The 1008-nt window shown below is 31.4% G+C and carries 1 protein-coding gene; it reads right to left on the bottom strand.

The features are described from left to right. A partial coding sequence (locus KFW21_04810; GenBank protein MDK2818751.1) for a hypothetical protein occupies positions 1–1008 on the bottom strand: 1008 nt, incomplete at both ends.

The following is a 1008-nucleotide window of genomic DNA, read 5'->3' as shown; positions in this document are numbered from 1 at the left end:
GCTTCATGATTTAAATAAATATTATCCTTATCTAAAGTAACTAATTCATTTTTAAGATCAGCAATTTCTATAACTTTATAATTTTCTTCAATTTCAGTTTTCTTATAATATACAGTATCTGCTGTTGGACTTGGTACTGTTCCATTATAAGCACTTTCAGCAGCAGTAGCAGTATCGAAGATTCTGATTATTATATAAGGTAATGAACCACCTACCGCTGCTACTATATTAATAACACCAAATTTACCATGATAAGTACCAGTACCAGCTGGATCTAGTATTGAAAACGATCCTTTGGTATCATCATCATTTCTCATTGCTAAATTATAATTAATAGCTGTTGGTATTCCATTAACAATAGTAGTTACCAGAGCAAATGGTGATATAGCATCAGCAGCAATACCAAATGTCCACTCTGTATGGTCTCTTTTATTTAATACATTTACAGAAGGGCTTAGAACATAAGCGTCTTGATCAATAGATACAATTTGTCCATAAGCAGCTACTGCTGTAATAGATTTAATTGAACCAAGAAGAATTCGTTTTCTAAATAAATTTGGATGTAGTACTGTATTCAATCTTGTTTTAGCTCCAGCAATAGTATTTCCTATTGCATATTTAGCTTTGGCATTATTAGCGTCTAGTGCTACAGTATTATCTATAATCATAAATTTACCATTATCTACACCAAATCCAACTAATTGAAATAAACCAGAGAATTCACTAGTATCTTCAATCATTTGTATATTATAAGATGCTGTCTCATTTGTAATACCAGCAACAACAGTAAATACTTGAACTGAACGACCGTTTCTATTAAAAACCCAATCCTTAGTATTTCCTGGATCATATGTAGGTAAAGTTGCAGAAGTTCCAGATCCTTCAATCCAAGTATCGATAATACCACCATTTTCAGCCAAATTTTGTATAACTCTTGGATTTGCATCAAGTACAAATTTAGGTACATAGTTCCAATATTGTAAGCTATTTAAGTTCAATTGAGCACTT

This window comes from Spirochaetota bacterium, assembly GCA_030154445.1.
Taxonomy (GTDB): Bacteria; Spirochaetota; Brevinematia; order Brevinematales; family Brevinemataceae; genus Brevinema_A.
The sequence above is the reverse complement of the archived record's forward strand: the minus strand, read 5'-3'. Positions and strand labels throughout refer to the sequence as shown.